The sequence below is a fragment of the Methylobacterium oxalidis genome (genome assembly GCF_007992195.1).
Classification (GTDB): domain Bacteria; phylum Pseudomonadota; class Alphaproteobacteria; order Rhizobiales; family Beijerinckiaceae; genus Methylobacterium; species Methylobacterium oxalidis.
Window position 1 is genome coordinate 1 of record NZ_BJZU01000156.1, and the last position, 15,574, is coordinate 15,574.

Below are 15,574 nucleotides of genomic sequence, written 5' to 3' on the forward strand. Positions count from 1 at the left end.
GGACTGAGGCCAGAATCGCCGCCGTATCGAACCGGCCGCACGTCACGGCTCGCCGTCGCACTCACGCGGCCGCGAGCGGCTTCGAGACCGCTTCCAGCGACTTGCCCTCCGCGGCCGTCCCGTAGCGGCCTCCGACGATCGCGGCGACCGCCATCAGCGCGGCGCCGATCAGGTAGCCGACGAGGACCATCTCCCGCGAGCCGGTCTCGACCAGGGTCCCGAACAGAAGCGGGCCCGAGACCCCGCCGATCCCGGTGCCGATGGCGTAGAAGGCCGCGATGGCGAGCGCCCGGATCTCCAGCGGGAAGGTTTCGGCCACCGTCAGGTAGGCCGAGGAGGCGGCGGCGGACGCGAAGAAGAACACCACCATCCACACCGCCGTCTGCCCGATGGGGCCGAACACGCCGATCTGGAACAGGTAGCCCGCGCCGGCGAGGAGCAGGGCCGAGATGCCGTAGGTGAAGGCGATCATCGGGCGCCGTCCGACGGTGTCGAACAGCCGTCCGAGGACGAGCGGGCCCAGGAAGGAGCCGAGCGCGAAGGGCAGGAGATACCAGCCCACATGGTCGCCCGGCACGCCGTAGAACCGCTCCAGCACCAGCGCGTAGGTGAAGAACAGGGCGTTGTAGAAGAAGGCCTGCGCGATCATCAGCGCCAGCCCGACGAATGTCTGGCGCCGGCTCGTGTGGAACATCGCCCCGAACACCTCGGAGAGCGGCGTGTGGCTGCGCGTCTTCAGCCTGAGGCGCTTGCTCTCGTCCGGCGGCGGCAAGGTGATGCCCTGGTCCGTGAAGCGCTTCTCGATCCCCGTGACCACCCGGTCGGCCTCCGCCACGTAGCCGTGCGTCACGAGCCAGCGCGGGCTCTCGGGGATCCAGCTGCGCAGGAGCAGGATCACGAGGCCGATGCCGCCGCCGACGAAGAAGGCGACGCGCCAACCCCAGGCCGGGTCGATCAGCCCGGGGCGGAGCGCCACGATCGACAGGAAGGATCCGAGCGCAGCCCCGATCCAGAACGATCCGTTGATCACGAGGTCGGTCCAGCCGCGCACCCGCGCCGGGACGAGCTCCTGGATGGTCGAGTTGATCGCCGTGTACTCGCCGCCGATTCCCGCGCCCGTGAGGAAGCGGAACAGGCAGAAGCTCCAGATATCCCAGGACAGTCCCGTCGCGGCGGTCGCCGCGAGGTAGAGGGCGAGGGTGATGAAGAACAGCTTCTTGCGCCCGATCCGGTCGGTGAGCCATCCGAAGCCGAGGGCTCCCGTCACGGCGCCGACGAGGTAGGAACTCGCGGCGAGCCCGACGTCGAACTCCGAGAAGGACATCGGGGGCTGGCGGAGCGCGCCGACGAGGGAGCCCGCCAGCGTCACCTCCAGCCCGTCGAGCACCCAGGTGATGCCCAGCGCCACGATGACGAGGACGTGGAAGCGTCCCCAGGGCAGCCGGTCGAGGCGGGCGGAGATATCGGTGTCGATGACCGTGCCCATCGGCACACGCTCGGGCGCCTGGGCGCCGGCCTTCCCCTCCGCTCGGCTCGCCATCGACCGTTTACCCTCCCTCGCGATCTCTGTTGGCGAGCCTGTGCGAATCGGATTCGCGCGATCGGGGCTTCACCGCTGCGGGGATCATCTAGGGCGCTCGAACGGCTGCGCCTCCCATGACCTCACACAAGCCCTCACCTCTCCATCCCTGCCTGCGGCTCGCCCTCCTCGCCACGACGACGCTCGTCGGCCTCGCGGCCGCGCCGACGCAGGGCGCGGACGGAACGCTCGGGCGAGAGCGGCCGCCGGTCAGCCTGAGCGGAGCCGAGGTCTGGAGCCTGCGCCCGACGCAGGTGAGCCTCGCCGTCGTGCGGCCGGACGCGAGCACGCGGGACCGTCCCGCCACCGGCATCCCGGAGGCGCGGCGCAATGTCCGGATGGTCTACCCGGCCCTGGTCGAGGCGCGCTGAGGCGGCCGGCGGCCCGGTCTCAGGCATCGCGCCGCGGATCGAGAGCGTCGGCGAGGCCGTCGCCCAAGAGGTTCAGCGCCACGAGGGTCGCGACGAGGAAGCTCGCGGGTCCGGCGAGCATCCAGGGCGCCGACTCGATCGCCCGCGATCCTTCCGCGACCAGCACGCCCCAGCTCGTGGCCGGCTCCTGCACGCCGAGGCCGAGGAAGGACAGGAAACTCTCGAGCAGGATCACCCGCGGCACGAGCAGCGTCGCCGCCACCACGATCGGCCCGAGGGCGTTCGGCACGATGTGGCGGCGCAGGATGGCGAAGGCCGACAGTCCCAGCGCCTCGGCCGCCCGCACGAAGTCGCGGCGGCGCAGCGCCAGGGTCTCGGCACGGACGATGCGGGCCATGTCGAGCCACTCGACGGCGCCGACCGCGAGGAGGATCAGCGCGAGGCTCGCGCCGAAGAACACGACCATCACCATCACGAAGAACACGAACGGCAGGGCGTAGAGGATGTCCACGAGGCGCATCATCACCGCGTCCGTCGCACCGCCCGCGAACCCCGAGACCGCCCCGTAGGCGACGCCGACGAGGAGTGCGACGAGGGTCGCCGTGAGCCCGATCAGCAGCGAGACCCGGCCCGCCACGAGGCTGCGCGTGAGGAGGTCGCGCCCGTGCACGTCGGTCCCGAGGAGGAAGTGCAGGCGCCGCACCGGCACCTCGACCACGAGCCGGCGTCCGTCCTCCTCCCGTGCGAGAATGCGCGGCTCCCCGAACAGGTCGGAGCGGGGCAGGTAGACGAGGGAGCGCGGATCGACCGGCCGCTCCGCCCGGAGAACGAGGCGCAACGTAGCGCCCTCCCGTTCGGCTTCCGCCACTTCGGCCCGCATCCGGAAGGCGAGGCGGTCGAGGGCCGGGCGCAGGCGCTCCGGCCCCGGCTGCGCGGCGAGGCCCGGAGGCAGCTGTCGCAGGTCCGGGTAGCTCCGCTCCGGCGCGTGTCCGGTGAGGAAGGGGCCGACGAGACAGGCGAGCGCGATCAGGCCGAGGAGCGCGAGGGCGCCGATCGCGCCCCGGTTCCGGGCAAGGCGCCCGAGCGCGAGGCGTCCCGGCGCGAGCCGCCGGGGCGCGGCGGCCGGGATCGGGGCGCCCGTCCCGCTCACCGCCCGAGCCTCAGGCGCGGGTCGAGCAGGGCCGAGACGAGGTCGGCCGCGAGGTTGAACAGGATCACCAGCGCGGCGACGAGGACGACGGTGCCCATCACCAGCGTGTAGTCGCGGTTGAGCGCGCCGTCGACGAAGTAGCGGCCGATGCCGGGCAGGCCGAAGATCGTCTCGACGACCACCGAGCCGGTCAGCAGCGCCGCCGCCAGCGGCCCGAGGATCGCGACAACGGGCAGAAGCGCACCGCGCAACGCGTGGGCGAGCACGCGTGCGCGGCCGAGGCCCATCGCCCGCTGGGTCCGGACGTGCGGCAGCGCGAGGGTCCCGGCGAGCGAGGTGCGGGTCAGCCGGGCGATGGCGCCGATCTGCGGCAGGGCGAGGGTGATCACCGGCAGGACGAGATGGGACGGGGCGCCCCCGTCCCAGCCGCCGAGCGGCAGCCAGCGCAGGGTGAGGCCGAACAGGATCTGCAGCAGAGGCGCGACGACGAAGCCCGGCAGCGACAGGCTCGCGGCGGCCAGCAGCCCGACGACCCGGTCCGCGACCCCACCCCGGCTGAGGGCCGCGAGGCTGCCGAGGCCGATCCCGAGGGCGAGGGCGAGGAAGAGGGCGAGGCTGCCGAGCGTCGCCGAGACCGGGAGGCCACGGGCGATCAGGTCGGCGACCGTGAGGTCCCGGAAGGAGAAGGAGGGGCCGAGATCGCCGCGCGCCAGCGCGGCAAGGTAGCCGAGGTACTGGACGGGCAGGGGCTGGTCGAGGCCGTAGACGCGGCGCAGGTTCTCAAGGGCGGCGGGCGGCAACGGCCGCTCCAGGTCGAACGGGCCGCCCGGCGCGAGCCGCATGAGGAAGAAGCTCAGGGTCACGACGACGAGCAGCGTGGGGACGGCCTGGGCGAGCCGGCGGAGGGCGTAGCCGATCATGCGGGCTGTCGACGCCGCTTCACGCGTCGAGCCTGAGGAAGCGGGTGGGCGCGGTGTTGCGCAGGTTCGGATGGTAGCCGTGCAGGCGCGGGGCGATCAGCGCCTTCGAGCGGTAGTGCATGAGGGGGATCCAGGGCAGATCCCGCATCAGGATGCCCTCCGCGCGCGCGAGGAGCCCCGCCCGGCGCGCGAGGTCGCGCTCGGCCGCAGCCTCGGCGAGGAGGCGGTCGTACGCGGCGTCACTGAATCGGCCCGCATTCATGCCGTCGTTGCCGGAGGCGAGGAGGAAGAGGAAGTTCTGCGGGTCGGAATAGTCGGCGATCCAGGACATCCGCGCCACGTCGAAGTCCCCGCCGTCCCGCAGGTGGGCGAAGTGGGTCTTGGCGTCGGTGTAGACGAAGCGGGTCTCGATCCCGAGGCCCCGCCACATCTCGGCGACGGCGATGGCCGTGTTGCGGTTGTTGTCGGTCGTGTTGAAGCGGTACTCGATCCGGAGCGGCGTGCGGCCAGGGCCGAACCCCGCCTCGGCGAGCAGGCGGCGGGCCTCCTCCTCGTTGTCGATGGGCAGGGCCTCGCGCCCCGGCGTCTCGGGCGGCGTGCCGTAGTTGTCGAGGCCGGCCGGGCAGAGGGAGTAGGCGGGCGCCATGGTCTCGCCCCAGACGGCGGCGGCGAGGAACTCCCGGTCGATCACGAGCGAGAGCGCGCGGCGCAGGCGCGGATCGTCGAAGGGCGCCTTCCGGGTGTTCACGGCCAGGGCGTACAGGCCGAGCGCGGGCCCGAGCACCACCTGCGGGCCGAAGCGCCGCTTCAAGGAGGCCATCTGGTCCCCCGGCAGATCCGCGAGGGAATCCACCTCGCCGGCCGCGAAGCGCCGCACGGCGCTCGCGAGATCCGGCGTCGGGATGAAGGCGACGCGGGGGATCGCGAGACGCGCCGCGTCGCGGAAATGCGGGTTCGCCTCGAGAGTGATACGGTCGTTCGGCACCATGTCGCGCAGGCGGTAGGGCCCGTTCGAGACGCTGTTGCCGGGCCGCGTGAAGGTGTCGCCGAAGCGCTCGACGCTCGCCCGGTGGACGGGGATCGAGGTCTGGTGGGTCAGGAGTTCGAGGAGGTAGGGGGTCGGCTGCTCCAGGGCGACGACCACGGTGCGCGCATCGGGCGCCGAGACGCCGAGGGCCTCGACAGGCAGCGCGCCCCGGTTCACCGCGGCGGCGTTGCGGAGGGGATACAGAACCTCGGCGTACTTCGCGGCCGTGGCGGGGCTGAGGATCCGCCGCAGTGAGAACACGAAATCCTCGGCGACGACCGGGTCGCCGTTCGACCAGCGCCCGTCGGGACGTAGGGCGAAGGTGTAGGTGCGGGCGTCCTCGGAGAGGGTCCAGCTCTCGGCCGCGCCGGGGATGATGGCGCCGCGGTTGTCGTAGGTGAGAAGCCCCTCGTAGAGGTCGCGCAGGATGTGCGCCTCGGCCACCGTCGAGGACTTGTGCGGGTCCAGGGTCTCGGGGTCGGCGTCGTTGCCGCGCCGGTAGAGGCCGGGCTCTGCCGCGCGGCCGGGCCCGAGCCCGGCGAGGAGGGCGGCCGCGCCCGCGAGGCAGTCCCTGCGGCGCGGGCGCATCGGCGTCAGGCGCCGGTATCGGCCCGGAGGCCCGCCGCCTCGATGCCGGCGACCGCACAGATCTCGTCGTTGTCGGAGGTGTCGCCCGAGACGCCGACCGCGCCCACCACCCGCTCGCCCTCGCGGATCAGCACGCCGCCCGGAACGGGCACCAGGGCAGCCGGCCCGACCACGTGGCTCACCGCGGCCACGAAATGCGGCTGCTCCTCGGCGCGCTTGGCGATGGCGCGGGAGCCGAGGCCGAGGGCCAGCGCGCCGTTCGCCTTGGCGAGCGCGATCTCCGCCCGGCGGAGGGACGCGCCGTCCTCCACCTGGACACATTTCAGAGACCCGCGCGCGTCATAGACGATCACCGCCAGAGGCTTGAGACCGCGGGAGCGGGCGGTCGCCAGCGCCGTGTCGACGATGGTGCGGGCGGCGGCGAGGCTGAGATCGGTCATTCGGGGTCTCACGGGTGGCGGGCTGCGTCGACCAGAGATCGAGTTATCGTCTAGAGAGCAGCTTCTGGTTGAGGCAAACGCCGGGAACGGGGAGAGCACGGCAGTCACGATGCGTCGGGGGATCATCCATATCGGAATGCCGCGGACGGGGTCCACCTCGTTCCAGGCGGTGCTGACGAACCTGCGGCCGCGCCTCGCCGAGGCCGGCATCCTCTACCCGGACCTGTCGCCGCCGGGCTCGCGCGCGGGGTCGGCGGTCAACCACCAGCCCCTCGGCGAGGCGCTGGATGGGCGTCGCCCGGCCTCCGAGCGGCGGTGGAGCCTCGCCCGCCTGTCGGAGGTGCTGACCGAGACGCCGGCCGACACGGTGCTCATCTCCTACGAGGATTTCGCGATCCAGAAGCCGTCGCTCGGCGCGCCCGAGGCGTTGCGCGAGGTCTTCCAGCGGAACGGATACGCCCTCGAGGTCGCGATGGTGGTCAAGCCCGTCATCGAGCAGATGAACTCGACCTACGCGCACCGCATCCAGCTCATCCAGGAGACGCGTCCGTTCCGCGCCTACGCCCGCGCCCTCTGCGGCTCGGGCCGCTACGCCTACCACGCCCTGCTGGAGCCCTGGCGCCTGGCCGCGGACGGGCGCGTCACCGGCATTCCCCTGCGCGACGTCCGCTCCGAGACGCCGCTCCTCGAACGGATGTTCCGCGACCTCGGCCTCGCGGACAGGATCGGCTCGCTCTGCGGACCTGAAGCGTACCGCTTCGTCACGAACCGCAGCTCGGGGCCGGTGGTCGCCGAGGCCTCCCGCCGGCTGCGGCGCATGCGGGCGCATCGGCAGGTGCCGATGCATCCGCGTTTCGTCGGGCACTTCCTCGACGACGCCGCCTGGAGCCGGGGACTCGATCCGGAGCCGCTGCGGGGCGATGCTCCGGAGATGCGGGATCGCGTCGAGGCGGTCTACGGCGCCTCGAACGAGCGTTTCGCGCGGGCCGTCTGGGGACTTCCCTGGGCCGACGTCGTGCGGCCGGCCCCGGAGAGACCGCCGAACGAGCTCGCGACGCGGCCGATCCCACCGGAGACGGAGGGGCAGATCGAGAGCCTCGTCGCCGAGGCGATCAGCCATTTCGGACTCGTGACGCCGCCCTCCTGGCGCCGGATCCCCGCCGACCTCTCCGAGGCGGGCGTCGCCGGCCTCGCCCGCCTCGTCGGCTACTCGCGCTGGCGGGTGCCGTAACCGGGAAGGAACAGACTCAGACCTCGGCCGGAGCTCGCCTGCTGGCGGGATCCGGCATGTGGGCGCCACCGAGATCCTCCAGGAACAGGTCGTAGCTGCGCGTGACCGCGTTCAATCGCTCGAAATGCGGGAAAGCGCCGGTCGGAAGGGTCTCGATCGTCCAGTTCGGACGGTCCCGGAAGGCGTCGGCGTAGCGGTAGTCCACGAAGTCGCCCCGGGTCCCGTGGATCATCCAGACCGGCAGCCAGAGCGCGTCGTAGAGCCGGGTCGCGTCCGTCGGGAAAAGATGCCCGGCGAGGAAGGAGAAGGGCGCGTGCTCGGCGCCCGGCTGGTGAGCGGCGGCGTAGCCGTAGGCGAGCAGCCCCTCGTCGATGTCGCGCGAGCCGAAGGTCTTCTCCAGGAAATAGCGCATGCTCGGTCGGCTCGTCAGGGCGTCGAAGATCGGGCGGCCCCACGGCGGCAGGTCGAGGGCGGCGCGGGCGGTGTCGTTGCCGCGGTTGCCGCCGAGCGGCCCGCGGCCCGAGAGACGGGCGTCGAACCCGGTCGGGCTGATAAGGCCGAGGCTCCGGTAGTCCTGCGCCCGTTCCAGCGCCGCCCGCGCGAGGTACTCCGCCGACAGCGAGAGGGCGATGGCGTCGATCCGCACGGCGCCGTGCCGCCGCCGGATCTCCGCAGCGACCGCGTGGATCGCCTCGACCATCACGCCCGGCGTGTAGACCTGGCGCCGCCGCTCGGAGAACCCGAAGCCCGGCAGGTCGAGGGCGTAGACCGGCCGCGAGCGCGCGTAGTGCCTGTAGAGCGGGCGCACCTCGTAGGCGCTCGCCGCGGCGTTCACGGAGTGGATCAGCAGGAGCGGCACGCCGCTCTCCAGCCCGTCGTCGTAGAGGTTCACGGCCCCCGCAGCCGTGCGCAGCCGCTGCAGCCGCCCCGGCAGGGCCGGCGGCAGGGGCTGCCGGTGGTCAATGCCGAACCGGCTGTAGGCGATCCAGCCCGCCGCTCCGCCGACAAGGGCGAGCCCGAGGCCGCGCGCCGCGCGGCCGGCGAGGTGCGGGAGGAAACTGTGGGGTCGGCGCTGCATCGGGACACCTCGCATCTGCCGGCGACAACGTGAGAGGCTGGGCGGCGTTGCGTCCGCAGCGACGCTTCGGTGGCGAAGCCGGCCGGTCGCGCTCTGTGCTCGGCACGCAACGGTTGCAAAAGGTTGCAATCCGCGGCCGGGGTCGCCTTGCTTTGCCGGATACCGTTCCCCACTCTGACCCGGGTAGGGGTGTTCGAGTGCGTACCGCATCGGTCCATGACAGACGCGTTCCCGAGTGCGGCCCTCGCCGGCAGGCCGCGATACACGCCCCTCATCGACGTCGCGGAGATCCGCGCCGTGCCGGCCATGCCGCTCGGCCGCAAGCTCGCCGTGGCGACCGCGCCCCTGCTCCGGCCGGGGCCTCGGCTGGAAGCCTGCTTCGCCCGCGCTTTCGACCGGATCGAGGCCGGCCTGTCGCAGCGCGCCGTCCGGGTCGAGTTCGCCGAGCGGATCTTCGCGGATGATCTGCGGATCTTGGCGGATCCGGCCCGTCTCTCGCATCAGTTGCTCGATGTCGTCAGCGGCGTGGCCGAGCGGACGCGGCTCTCGCACTGGTTCCTCGACCGGGGCGACTGGAGCCGGGCGCTGATGCCGCTCTCCGCCTCGGAGGTCACGGCGGAGATCGAAGCGCTGTTCTCCGCGCCGGGCCGGATCGAGGAGTCCGCGGCGTTCGCCGCCTTGCTGGCCCGGGCGGAATCAGGCGCGCCGGCGGTGCGCAACGGGGTGAGCCTCGCCGACGGGGCGACGATCGCGGCCTATTTCGCACATTACGACGCCCTGCGCCGCAGCATCGAGCAGGAGGGCTTCCGCCCCAGAACCGAGGTCGACCGGCAGACCGCCCGCGCCTTCTTCGGGTCGCGGGTGCGCAGCCGCAAGGCGGAGCGGCTGGAGCGCGACATCGGCGTGGCGGTCGACGCGGACGGCACCCTGCTGCGCCTCTGCGGAGGCCATCACCGGACCGCCATCGCGCAGCGGCTTGGGCTGCCCCGGGTGCCCGTTCAGGTGCGGCTCGTCCACGCCGAGTGGCTCCGCGGCTGGATCGGCCGCACCGGCCTGCCGCCGGCCCGCGCGATCGCGCAGGGCCTGCGCCACCTCTCCGCCTGCCTCGGCGCAGTGCTGGCCCCGCTGGTGCCGGTCCTCGCCGCAGTGCCGCTGCCGTGACGGCGGCCGATCGGATCAGCCCGCCGTCTCGATCTCGGCGCTGAGGTTCAGCCACTCCTCCTCCGCCGCGGCGAGGGCGGTGGCGGCCTCGGCGCGCATCCGGGCGAGGTCGCCGGCCTTGGCGGCGTTCGCCTGGAACGCGGTGCCGTCGGCGAGCGCCGCGTCGATCTTGGTGATGGCCTCCGAGAGCTTGCCCATCCGCGCCTCGATCCCGTCGAGCCGCTTGCGCAAGGGCGCCAGCGCCACCCGCCGCTCGGCGTTGGAGCGGCGCTCCACCGCCTTCTGGCCGCCGCTCGGCTCGGACCGGCTCTCCTCCCGTTCGGGGCCGGCGAGGACGAGGCGGCGGTAATCGTCCATGTCCCCGTCGAAGCTCTTCACCGAGCCGTTCGAGACGAGCCAGAGCCGGTCGGCGCAGGCCTCGATCAGGAAGCGGTCGTGGCTGACGAGGATCACCGCCCCCTCGTAGTCGTTGATCGCCTCGACGAGCGCCTGCCGGCTCTCGATGTCGAGGTGGTTCGTCGGCTCGTCGAGGATCAGCAGGTGCGGACCGTTGAAGGCGGCGAGCCCCATCAGCAGGCGGGCCTTCTCGCCGCCCGAGAGCTGCGAGACCGGCGTGTCGGCCTTCGCGGCCGGGAAGCCGAGGCGGGCGGTCGCCGCGCGCACCTTCGCCTCCGGCATGTCCGGCATCCGCGAGCGGACGTGAGCGTAGGCGCTCTCGGCCGGGTTCAGCTCGTCGAGCTGGTGCTGCGCGAAATAGGCGACCTCCATCTTCGAGGAGCGCCGGACCTCGCCGCCGAGCGGCGGCAGGCGGCCGCCGACGAGCTTGCAGAAGGTCGACTTGCCGTTGCCGTTCGCCCCGAGCAGCACCACCCGGTCGTCCGGGGCGAGGCTGAGGTTAAGGCCCGAGAGCACGATCCGGTCCGGGTAGCCCGCCTGCGCCCGCTCCATCGCCACGATCGGCGGCGAGAGCGGCCGCTCCGGGCTCGGCAGGTGGATCACCGGCATCTCGTCCTCGATCAACGCCGCGATCGGCTCCATCTTGGCGAGCCGCTTCATGCGGGACTGGGCTTGGCGCGCCTTGGTGGCCTTGGCCTTGAAGCGGTCGATGAAGCTCTGGAGATGCGCGCGCTCGGCCTCCTGCTTCGCCCGCGCCTTGGCCTGCAGCATCCGCTTCTCGGCGAGTTGGCGGGCGAACGCGGTGTAGCCGCCCCGCCAGAGCGTGAGCTGGCCCCGGTCGAGATGGAGGATGTGGTCGACGCAGGTGTCGAGCAGGTCGCGGTCGTGGCTGATGATGACGGCGGTGCGCGGGTATCGCTCCAGATAGTCGTAGAGCCAGAGCGTGCCCTCGATATCGAGATAGTTCGTGGGCTCGTCGAGAAGCAGGAGGTCGGGCTCGGCGAACAGGACGGCGGCGAGCGCCACGCGCATGCGCCAGCCGCCGGAGAAGTCCGAGCACGGCCGGCCCTGCGCAGCCGCGTCGAATCCGAGCCCGTGCAGGATCGCCGCGGCGCGGGCCGGCGCCGCGTGCGCGCCGATATCGACGAGTCGCGTCTCGATCTCGGCCCGGCGCAGGCCCTCCGCGGTCTCGGCCTCCGCGATCAGGCGGGTCCGCTCGGTGTCGGCCGCGAGCACGACGGCGTGCAGCGTCTCCGGGCCGGCCGGCGCCTCCTGGGCGACGGCGCCGACGCGCATGCCCTTCGGCAGCCCGATTGTGCCGCCATCCGTCGGCAACTCTCCGAGGATCGCCCGGAACAGGGTGGTCTTGCCGGCCCCGTTTCGCCCGACGAGCCCGACGCGCGCCCCGTCTGGGATCGCGAAGGTGGCGCGGTCGAGGATGAGGCGCTCGCCGATACGGTAGGTGAGGTCGTTGACGCGGAGCATGGCGCGCGTTCTGGCGAGAGCCGGGCGCGGAGGCAAGCTTCGCGACGCCGTCCGGTTCGCAGCCGGGGAGGGCAGGAAGGCCCTGCGCTCCAAGCATCCGCCGCGACCGCGAGAAGATCTCTAAACCACCCGCTGCCGACCCGTGACGGTGCGGCAGCAAACGCTTCCCGATAATCAGAACTGATCGAATTGACGCGGCCATTCGATCGGCGCACATCTCGAATTGGCTCGACAATGGAGCCGCAACACAGAACAATACAAACGTTCCGAGGAGACGCCAATGTCTTCGCACGCGCCGACTGCAATCATCGTGTCCGTCGCGCTCGCTCTCGCAGGTCCCGCTCTCGCCATGCCGATGGGCGGCAGCTACAGCGGACGCGTCGACAATCAGGTTCCGCAGATGCTCGGCCCCAACCAGGTCCGGGTCCAGCAGACCGCCACCGGCCTGAACGCGGGACCCGGCACGCCCCTCGACGGCGCCAAGGTGCAGTGGAACGAGATCGTCTCGCTGACGAACGGGCAGGGTCCGGTGGAGGGCACCATCACCTTCATCACGCCCACCGGCACCTCGAGCAGCGCCTACAAGGGAACGGTCACCACGGACGCGCAGGGCCGGGTGACAGGGCGCGGCACCTTCAAGACGAGCGAGGCGACGGGCGAGCTCGCCGGCATCAAGGGCAGCGGCACGTTCGACGTGGCCTACAGCTCGAAGACGGACTTCACCGGCAGCTGGAAAGGCGACTTCCGGACGCCCGGCCAGAAATCCTCACGCCGCTGAAGGCTCGGCTTGCGGCCAGGGAGCCGGCCGGGTCATAAGGAGCCGGCCGCGCGCCGTTCGCGCCGCGGCTCGCCGGGGGGGCTCCCTCAAGGCGCGCCGCACGGCGTGCCCACGGTCCCGGACGATGGCATATATCGAGGCACTCGCCGGCATCCGCCGGAGCAGCGGCTGGCTCGCGGCCCTGCGCGCCGCGATCGAGCGCTGGCTGATCGGCCGCTACGAATCCTGACGCCGGCAGGCTTACCTCCGGCAGGACCGGCTCAGACCAGCTCCCAGGCGCTCGGGTCTCGCATCAGCTTCGCCACGAGGGCGTGGTTCAGCGTGTGGCCGGTATGGGCTGCCCGCACGTGTCCCAGGATCGGCCCTCCGGCGAGCGACAGGTCGCCGATGAGATCGAGGACGCGGTGGCGAACGGGTTCCGCGGGGCCCCGCATCCCTCCGACGACGCGGCTGCCGACGATCGCCGCCGTGCTGGAGAAGTCCGCTCCCCGCAGGATCGGCCGGCCTGTCGTGAAGGCGTAGAGCTTCAGGGGCAGGGCCCATTTGAGCCGCCCGAAACTGCGCGCGGGCGCGAGTGCGCCCTCGAACGTCTCGGGGCTGATCGTGCCCGTCCAGCGCATCTCGCCGAGATGGGCGAGGACGAGTCGTGCCTCGACGCTGAGCGCATCGGCCGGTGCGATGCTGAGCGCGCGGCGTCCGTCACGGACCTCCACGAGCCGGCGCACGCGGATGCGGCTGCGGGGGGCGGCGAGCGCGACGCGGCCCGCCTCCCGGATCGCCGCGCACCAGGGCAGGGCGCTGCCGTCGAAGATCGGCAACTCCTCGGCGTCGATCTCCACCCGCGCGTTGTCGATCGCGAAGGCGCTGAGCGCCGCCAGCAGGTGCTCGACCGTGCGCACGAGCGGCCCCTCCGGCGTCTGCAGCGCCGTGCAGAGGGGCTGGGGCACCTGATACTGCCAGAGCGCCCGCACGCTCGCGCTCGTCCCGTCCGGCATCCTCCGGCAGAACAGGATGCCCGTTCCGGCCTCGGCCGGGATCACCCGCACCGTGGCACGCCGCCCCGTGTGCAGGCCCCGCCCGGTGCGGGCGAAGGCCGAGGCCAGCGTCGCCTGCAGCGGTGCGGGTTCGGCCTCCAAGCCGGATTCGGTAGGTCGGGGGAGGGGGGCGGTGGTCGGCATGGCGGTCGGCGCGACGGGAGGAGCGCGGGACCCGCGGACCGGCCGCCGCCGCGGCTGGCCGGGCAGCCGGTTTGCCGGGCGTGCGCCCGGAAGCAAAGTCAAAGCTTCGTTATCACTTCGCAGGCGATGCCCGTTCGCGCCGCGCCCGCCGCCATCCACGCCCATCGCGAGGCGCCGACTTGACCGGTCCCGGGACGGCCGGCAAGCTCCGGCCGAGCTTGACGATTTCGTCTTTCCGGTTCAACCGCGGGTCCGGCCTTCGGCGGGCGAGGCGCGACGACGGCGGCAGGGACGGACACGGCAGGGACGGACCGGGCAGCCCGCGCCGCGATCCCGGTCGGCATCCTGGGGGCTTTCGAACATGGGGCGGCTGGGGACCATACCGTTCTTCAAGGAACCGGGCATCGAGCTCGGCCCCTTCGAGACGCGCTGCCACTGGCGCCGCTTCGACGAGAACGAGGTGCTGGTCGACTACGACGACGTCTCGACCGACGTGTACTTCCTGGCGGCCGGCGAGGTCCGGATCCTCAACCGCTCGCAATCGGGCAAGGAGGTCATCCTCGGCGAGATGCGGGCGGGTGCCTTCTTCGGCGAGCTCTCGGCCCTAGACGGGATCGGCCGCTCGGCCAACGTCACGGCGCTGACCCGCGGCGAGGTCTGCGTGGTGCCGGCCCCCGTGTTCCGGCAGATCGTGTTCGCCTCCGAGGCGATCGCCGACCGCCTGTTCCGGCTGCTGACGAAGCGCGTGCGCGAGCTGAACACGCGGCTCATGGAGCACGCGCTCCTCGACCTGCGCCACCGGCTCTACGCCGAGTTGCTGCGCCTCTCGGTGCCGCGCGCCGGCCACGGCGAGGAGCGGGTGGTGACGCCGCCGCCCTACCACCACGTCCTCGCCGCCCGGATCGGCTGCCGCCGCGAGCAGGTGACGCGCGAGTTCACGGTGATGGCGAGCGAGGGTCTCGTCGACCGCACCCGCGGCGCCCTCGTGATCCGCCGGCCGGATCTCCTGGAGGCGCGGGTCGCCGAGGCCCTGCGCGAGGACGGCTAGCGCTTTGCAGCGCCCCGAGCCCCTCATCCGCATCGACCGGGTCAGCAAGACCTTCGGCGCCCACAGGGCCGTCGACGACGTCTCCCTCGACCTCGAGCCCGGCGCCTTCCTCTGCCTGCTCGGCCCTTCCGGCTGCGGCAAGAGCACCCTTCTGCGGCTCGTCGCAGGCTTCGAGAGCCCGGATGCGGGGCGCATCCTGATCGACGGGGCCGACGTCACCGGCCTGCCGCCGCACCGGCGGCCGGTGAACATGATGTTCCAGTCCTACGCCCTGTTCCCGCACATGAGCGTCGCGCGGAACGTGGCCTACGGCCTGCAGGGGCTCGGGCTCGGCCGGGCGCAGATCGCCGAGCGCGTCGCAGCCCTCCTGCGCCTCGTGCGCCTCGACGGTTTCGCCGAGCGGCGGCCCGACAGGCTCTCCGGTGGCCAGCGCCAGCGCGTGGCGCTCGCCCGGGCGCTGGCGCGCGAGCCGCGGGTGCTCCTCCTCGACGAGCCCCTCGGCGCCCTCGACCGGGCGCTGCGCGAGGAGACGCAGGGCGAGCTGCGCGCCCTGCAGCGGCGGCTCTCCACCGCCTTCGTCGTCGTCACGCACGACGCCGCCGAGGCCATGACCCTGGCCGACCGGATCGGCGTGATGGATCGCGGGCGGCTCGTCCAGACGGGCGGGGCGGCCGATCTCTACGAGCGCCCGGCGAGCCGGTACGTAGCCGGACTCCTCGGCGACGTGAACCTGATCGAGGGGCGCCTCGCCGGATCCGAGGGGGGAGGGCGCGTCACGGTCGAGACCGGCTTCGGCCCGCTCGCCGCCGCCGCCCCGGAGGCGTCGCTCGATCCCGGCGCGCCGGTGGTGGTGGCCGTGCGCCCGGAGCGCGTCGCGCTGCTGCCAGGGTCGGGGCAGGGCCCGGAGGGTGTCGTTGCGGATCAGACCTATCTCGGCGACCGGATCCGGCGGCAGGTGCGGATGCGGGACGGAACGCTCCTGCGCGTCACGGGCCCCGTCTCGGCCGATCCCGGGCCGAGCCCCGGCGCGGCGGTCCGCCTCGTCATCCCGCCCGAGGCCGCCCGGGTGCTCGCGCCGTGATGCCGGAGAGCGGAGACCCGCGCCGCCGGCCCCTGCGGGCGGGTTGGCTCGCCGCGCTGGTGC

14 protein-coding genes are annotated in these 15,574 nt (G+C 72.7%); 6 read left to right on the forward strand and 8 right to left on the reverse strand.

Annotation, left to right across the window (positions count from 1 at the left end; translation table 11 throughout):
- Positions 1-61: 61 nt before the first annotated feature.
- Positions 62-1,540 carry an MFS transporter gene (locus tag MOX02_RS27100; protein WP_147028914.1) on the reverse strand — a complete coding sequence of 493 codons (1,479 nt, stop codon included), beginning with the start codon at positions 1,538-1,540 and terminating at the stop codon, positions 62-64.
- Positions 1,541-1,656: 116 nt separating this feature from the next.
- Between MOX02_RS27100 and MOX02_RS27105 the strand changes: the two genes are divergently transcribed.
- The gene (locus MOX02_RS27105) at positions 1,657-1,950 is read left to right on the forward strand and encodes a hypothetical protein (protein ID WP_238179689.1); all 294 of its coding nucleotides are present in this window, start codon (positions 1,657-1,659) and stop codon (positions 1,948-1,950) included.
- Between the two features lie 19 nt (positions 1,951-1,969).
- On the opposite strand, the gene MOX02_RS27110 is transcribed toward MOX02_RS27105, so the two are convergent.
- From MOX02_RS27110 to MOX02_RS27125, 4 genes are read right to left on the reverse strand one after another with little or no spacing between them, the layout of a single operon-like run.
- The gene (locus tag MOX02_RS27110; protein WP_147028927.1) at positions 1,970-3,079 is read right to left on the reverse strand and encodes an ABC transporter permease; all 1,110 of its coding nucleotides are present in this window, start codon (positions 3,077-3,079) and stop codon (positions 1,970-1,972) included.
- A 17-nt stretch (positions 3,080-3,096) separates the two neighbouring features.
- Positions 3,097-4,020 (reverse strand): ABC transporter permease, encoded by a 924-nt coding sequence (locus tag MOX02_RS27115; RefSeq protein WP_147028915.1) that lies wholly within the window; start codon positions 4,018-4,020, stop codon positions 3,097-3,099.
- A gap of 19 nt (positions 4,021-4,039) precedes the next feature.
- Complete coding sequence (locus tag MOX02_RS27120) at positions 4,040-5,635, reverse strand: peptide ABC transporter substrate-binding protein (RefSeq protein ID WP_147028916.1); 1,596 nt, start codon at positions 5,633-5,635, stop codon at positions 4,040-4,042.
- A gap of 5 nt (positions 5,636-5,640) precedes the next feature.
- Positions 5,641-6,075: a GlcG/HbpS family heme-binding protein gene (locus tag MOX02_RS27125; RefSeq protein ID WP_147028917.1), complete on the reverse strand. Its 435-nt coding sequence runs from the start codon at positions 6,073-6,075 to the stop codon at positions 5,641-5,643.
- Positions 6,076-6,211: 136 nt separating this feature from the next.
- Here MOX02_RS27125 and MOX02_RS27130 point away from each other — a divergent pair, with 136 nt between their 5' ends.
- On the forward strand, positions 6,212-7,306 hold the full coding sequence (locus MOX02_RS27130; protein WP_147028918.1) for a hypothetical protein: 1,095 nt from the start codon (positions 6,212-6,214) through the stop codon (positions 7,304-7,306).
- 16 nt (positions 7,307-7,322) lie between these two features.
- On the opposite strand, the gene MOX02_RS27135 is transcribed toward MOX02_RS27130, so the two are convergent.
- Complete coding sequence (locus MOX02_RS27135) at positions 7,323-8,384, reverse strand: alpha/beta fold hydrolase (protein ID WP_147028919.1); 1,062 nt, start codon at positions 8,382-8,384, stop codon at positions 7,323-7,325.
- A 216-nt stretch (positions 8,385-8,600) separates the two neighbouring features.
- Here MOX02_RS27135 and MOX02_RS27140 point away from each other — a divergent pair, with 216 nt between their 5' ends.
- Positions 8,601-9,545: a ParB N-terminal domain-containing protein gene (locus MOX02_RS27140; protein WP_147028920.1), complete on the forward strand. Its 945-nt coding sequence runs from the start codon at positions 8,601-8,603 to the stop codon at positions 9,543-9,545.
- Positions 9,546-9,560: 15 nt separating this feature from the next.
- Here the strand turns inward: MOX02_RS27140 and MOX02_RS27145 are convergent, their stop codons facing one another.
- The gene (locus MOX02_RS27145; RefSeq protein WP_147028921.1) at positions 9,561-11,426 is read right to left on the reverse strand and encodes an ABC-F family ATP-binding cassette domain-containing protein; all 1,866 of its coding nucleotides are present in this window, start codon (positions 11,424-11,426) and stop codon (positions 9,561-9,563) included.
- A gap of 280 nt (positions 11,427-11,706) precedes the next feature.
- Here MOX02_RS27145 and MOX02_RS27150 point away from each other — a divergent pair, with 280 nt between their 5' ends.
- Entirely contained in the window at positions 11,707-12,204 is a 498-nt protein-coding gene (locus tag MOX02_RS27150; protein ID WP_147028922.1) for a hypothetical protein, read from the forward strand.
- Positions 12,205-12,464: 260 nt separating this feature from the next.
- On the opposite strand, the gene MOX02_RS27155 is transcribed toward MOX02_RS27150, so the two are convergent.
- Positions 12,465-13,340: a UDP-3-O-acyl-N-acetylglucosamine deacetylase gene (locus tag MOX02_RS27155; protein ID WP_238179698.1), complete on the reverse strand. Its 876-nt coding sequence runs from the start codon at positions 13,338-13,340 to the stop codon at positions 12,465-12,467.
- Between the two features lie 403 nt (positions 13,341-13,743).
- Between MOX02_RS27155 and MOX02_RS27160 the strand changes: the two genes are divergently transcribed.
- The gene (locus MOX02_RS27160; RefSeq protein ID WP_147028924.1) at positions 13,744-14,430 is read left to right on the forward strand and encodes a Crp/Fnr family transcriptional regulator; all 687 of its coding nucleotides are present in this window, start codon (positions 13,744-13,746) and stop codon (positions 14,428-14,430) included.
- Positions 14,431-14,434: 4 nt separating this feature from the next.
- Positions 14,435-15,511, forward strand: coding sequence for an ABC transporter ATP-binding protein (locus MOX02_RS27165; RefSeq protein WP_147028925.1), 1,077 nt, complete (start codon positions 14,435-14,437; stop codon positions 15,509-15,511).
- Positions 15,512-15,574: the final 63 nt, after the last annotated feature.

Bases quoted from the DNA above. Each gene is read 5' to 3' on its own strand.
- MOX02_RS27105 (WP_238179689.1), top strand. From the start codon at position 1,657: ATGACCTCACACAAGCCCTCACCTCTCCATCCCTGCCTGCGGCTCGCC.
- MOX02_RS27150 (WP_147028922.1), top strand. From the start codon at position 11,707: ATGTCTTCGCACGCGCCGACTGCAATCATCGTGTCCGTCGCGCTCGCT.
- MOX02_RS27135 (WP_147028919.1), bottom strand. From the start codon at position 8,384: ATGCAGCGCCGACCCCACAGTTTCCTCCCGCACCTCGCCGGCCGCGCG.
- MOX02_RS27120 (WP_147028916.1), bottom strand. From the start codon at position 5,635: ATGCGCCCGCGCCGCAGGGACTGCCTCGCGGGCGCGGCCGCCCTCCTC.
- MOX02_RS27160 (WP_147028924.1), top strand. From the start codon at position 13,744: ATGGGGCGGCTGGGGACCATACCGTTCTTCAAGGAACCGGGCATCGAG.
- MOX02_RS27145 (WP_147028921.1), bottom strand. From the start codon at position 11,426: ATGCTCCGCGTCAACGACCTCACCTACCGTATCGGCGAGCGCCTCATC.
- MOX02_RS27115 (WP_147028915.1), bottom strand. From the start codon at position 4,020: ATGATCGGCTACGCCCTCCGCCGGCTCGCCCAGGCCGTCCCCACGCTG.
- MOX02_RS27130 (WP_147028918.1), top strand. From the start codon at position 6,212: ATGCCGCGGACGGGGTCCACCTCGTTCCAGGCGGTGCTGACGAACCTG.
- MOX02_RS27140 (WP_147028920.1), top strand. From the start codon at position 8,601: ATGACAGACGCGTTCCCGAGTGCGGCCCTCGCCGGCAGGCCGCGATAC.
- MOX02_RS27100 (WP_147028914.1), bottom strand. From the start codon at position 1,540: ATGGCGAGCCGAGCGGAGGGGAAGGCCGGCGCCCAGGCGCCCGAGCGT.
- MOX02_RS27125 (WP_147028917.1), bottom strand. From the start codon at position 6,075: ATGACCGATCTCAGCCTCGCCGCCGCCCGCACCATCGTCGACACGGCG.